The 3901-nt window shown below is 46.1% G+C and carries 2 protein-coding genes; both read left to right on the plus strand.

The annotated features are described in order from the left end of the window. Window positions 1-2884: T9SS type A sorting domain-containing protein (locus IH598_15345; GenBank protein ID MBE0639891.1), on the plus strand; the 2884-nt coding region annotated here is incomplete at its 5' end. A gap of 37 nt (window positions 2885-2921) precedes the next feature. After that, window positions 2922-3152 carry a hypothetical protein gene (locus tag IH598_15350; protein MBE0639892.1) on the plus strand — a complete coding sequence of 77 codons (231 nt, stop codon included), beginning with the start codon at window positions 2922-2924 and terminating at the stop codon, window positions 3150-3152. Window positions 3153-3901 lie beyond the last annotated feature (749 nt).

Below are 3901 nucleotides of genomic sequence, written 5' to 3' on the forward strand. Positions count from 1 at the left end.
TGGCTGGTGGTCTGTAACCGTTGAGGTTGCTGATGCTGCAGCCGAAATTACCTATCAGTCCAGATTTGCGCAGGCAGGAACAACAAAATACCAAAAAGCTTTTGAAAATTTCAGTGCAGATCCAACCTTCACCACAACCACTGGCCAGATATGGATTGATGCCAGAAGCGATGGATCATTTACATGGAGTGGCAACGATTTTTACCTTGCTCAAAATAAAATTACCCAAACCCAACCTACGGATGAGCCAACAAACCATCCCACTCTTTTCACCGCCACAACCAACTCAAGCAGTGCCATCACCGTTGCCTGGAACCATAACGATGGTGCAGTACCGGCAACCAACTACCTGATCCTTGCGAAAAAAGGGGCAGGGACTTTTGCTACAGTGGCTGATGGGACTTTTGTTGATGACGACGCCAACTGGGGCGACAACAATGCTGCAATCAATGTTGCCCATAATGAACTGGCATCACAAACTTACCAGTGGACAGGGCTTACACCTTCCACCACGTATGACTTTTTGATTTATCCTTATAATGGAAGTGGAATTGCCGTGAATTACAAAACGGATGGAACAATACCGCCAGCTCAGGCAACGACATCAGCTGCACCGATTATTGTCATCAACGAAGTAGATGCGGATAATCTCGGAGTTGATGCTGCTGAATTTATTGAATTATATGATGGTGGGGTCGGTAATACTGACTTATCCGGACTTGTGGTTGTTTTTTATAATGGAAATGGTGATATTTCTTATGCTGCTTATGATCTCGATGGGAAATCAACAAATGCAAACGGATACTTTGTTTTGGGGAATGCAGGAGTACCAGGGGTTGGATTAGTTTTTGCAAATGATCTTTTACAAAATGGTCAGGATGGAGTTGCGCTTTATCTTGGTGATGCAACATCTTTCCCGAATGGAACAGCGGTAACAGCTTCAAATCTATTAGATGCCTTTGTTTATGATACAGATGATGCTGATGATGCCGGCCTTTTGGTTTTGTTGAACTCTGGACAACCACAAGTTAATGAAAATGGTAGAGGAAATGGTTCTGCCCATTCAAGCCAAAGATTACCCAATGGCACAGGTGGACAAAGAAATACAAGTACCTATGACCAAACTTTTCCAACACCCAATGCACTCAATGATTATCCTACATTTACCTGGACAGGAACTACAGATACTGATTGGGGAACTGCCAGCAACTGGAGCAGCGGCATTGTACCTGACATAACCGTCAATGTAATTATACCCAATGTGGCCATTTTACCCAATGCCCCAGTCATTAATAATGCAGTCAACATCAATTTTTTGAAATTAGCAGTAGGAGGAGCGCTTGAGGTTGGCGCAACCTTAACCATCGAAGGAGATATGGAGATGGAGGGTAATTCTGTTTGTAAAATTAAACCGGCAGGTAAGGGCAAAGTCGGGGGAGACCTCACAATATGGATAGATTCCTTCTTTGATATTTTCCCCTTAGGAGAATTTGAAGTTACCGGCACCCTCACCAACGACGCCGGCGCTACAGGGCTACTGATCGAATCGGATGCCACGGGCACAGGTTCATTGATAAACAGTTCGGAAAATGTACTGGCCACAGTGGAACGCTACCTTGCAAAATACAATGATATTGAAGATCAGATGTTCCATTTTATCTCCTCACCGATTGAAGCACAGGAAATACAACCAGAGTTTGTTGACTTTCTTCCCGATCCGGTGCAGGACTTTTATGCATTCGATGAGCCAACCAATATGTGGATCAACAGCAAACTCGAAAATGGCGATTGGAACGGTGATTTTGATGACAATTTTTTAATTGGTAAAGGGTACCTTGTTGCTTATCCAACTGATGTTACCAAAAACTTTATCGGTGTATTGAATTACTCAGGCATTGAAATTGCCTGCACCAATACCGTAGGTCAGGGTGAAGGCTGGAACCTGTTGGGCAATCATTTCCCCTCAGCAATTGACTGGAGCCTGGTCACCCTTGGAGATGGGATGGATGATGCCTTGTATTATTACGATAATGCGGCACAGAACTACAGGTACTATATACAATTACCAGGAGAGTTAGGCGCCTTAGGAAGTGGTCAGCAGTATATACCGGCCATGCAGGGCTTTATGGTCCATGCAAAAACAACTGGAGTACAAACTGTAACCATTTCAGATGCAGCCCGCACCCACCTCGGACAAAATGTGTTCTACAAATCAACCACTTCGGTTCCCGGCAGCCTTTCATTAAAGGTGAGCAGCAGCGGTTTTGAAGATGAAATGTTTGTTCACTTCACAAATGGGGCTACCACCCAGTTCGACGGCAAATTTGATGCTTTCAAGCTGTCGGGCTACAATGCCCAGGTTCCGCAATTGTACACCATGAGCAGCGACAACAGGAAGTTAGCCATCAACGGACTTCCCGAACTTTCGGAGAGTCTTGAAATACCGGTGTATTTCTACGCTGGCATTGCAGGGCAGCAATCCATTACCGCTGACTTATCCAATTTGGAAACTACCGTTTACCTCATTGACCTGAAAACCGGAACAAACCACAACCTGACCGAAAACCCGGTGTATAGCTTTACCGCTGAGGAAGGCGACAATCCCAACCGCTTCCTGCTGAAGTTTGAGATGGTAGGCATCGGAGAAAATCCAGCCATTGAGCAGACTTCAATTTACTCGCACGGCCAGTCAATTTACATCAGCAGCACCCAGCGTGCAGAAGCGCTGATCTCCGTCTTCAACATCACCGGCCAGCAGGTGTACAGCCAGCAGTTGGTGCTTGACGGGCTGAAGCAGATCACGCTGAATGTTCCCACAGGCTGGTACGTAGTCAAGGCCATCAGTTCCGGAAGTGCAGTCAGCCGTAAGGTGTTTATCCGTTAATCCATCCATTCGTAAACAACAATAAAAACATATCACAATGAAAAAAATAGCAATTCGCACCGCAGCCCTGATGATCCTGATGATGGGATTCATCCTTGTAACACCCACTTTCGCCCAGGATCCGCCACCACCTCCGGGAGGACATGGTGAAACAGGTAACCAACCCCCGGGAGGCGGAGCGCCGGTTGGCTCCGGTCTCGTCATCCTGCTTTCACTGGGCGCTGCCTATGGCGGGAAGAAGGTGTATGAGATAAGGAAAAGGGAATAAAAGCCCAGGGAGACGAAGAGCACTTAGAGAAGAGGATATTGAGATTGAGGTTTAGGCTAAGGTTGAGGTTTTTCCATTCAACCTTAACCTGAACCTCAACCTCAACCTCAACCTCAACCTCAACCTCAACCTCAACCTCAACCTCAACCTTAACCTCAATCTTCTACCAATCACGCAAGTGCACATTTAGTGACACGGATGGCAGCCCTGCTTCAAAATTTAGTATGATCGCCGATTGAATCGCCGGAATCGATACTGTCGGGAAACCATAGCGATGGTATCACTCCAGTGATGGTATCGCTTTTTTTGCGCCCGTTTGTTCAGACGATGTATTCGGAGGATGTGTTTGGACGAAGTTTTCGGATAATAAGTTTAGTCGATGTGTTCAGACGAGGCTCCAGCCTCATCTGGTCTATCCCGGCAGGCAATTTTTTCATTTTTGTTATCCTCGCCCCTTACTGCCCGACTGGTCAGGCGGGGATGCAAAAGAGGGAAACAAAGGAACCATTTGCTGAAGGTTATTGGGAGTGGCCTGATCAAAATTTCGCAAGTTTTCAAGGGAAGGATTGCAGGGCTGGCCTATAGCAAGCGATACAGAAGCAAGCGTTGGCCTGTGTGCAGGTGCGGCTTGTATCGCGTGAGCAATCCGATCCGTAGAAAACCAGAAATTTTTATCAAGCCTTGATCTTTTGGTACTTTTGGATTAAGCCAAAAGTACGGAATCTGTCAAATGAAAAACCTTTTTCTTG

It is taken from the genome of Bacteroidales bacterium (assembly GCA_014860585.1).
Taxonomy (GTDB): domain Bacteria; phylum Bacteroidota; class Bacteroidia; order Bacteroidales; family 4484-276; genus RZYY01.

What these genes read in the sequence shown, in the direction of transcription:
- IH598_15350 (MBE0639892.1), top strand. Translation starts at nt 2,922, where the DNA reads ATGAAAAAAATAGCAATTCGCACCGCAGCCCTGATGATCCTGATGATG.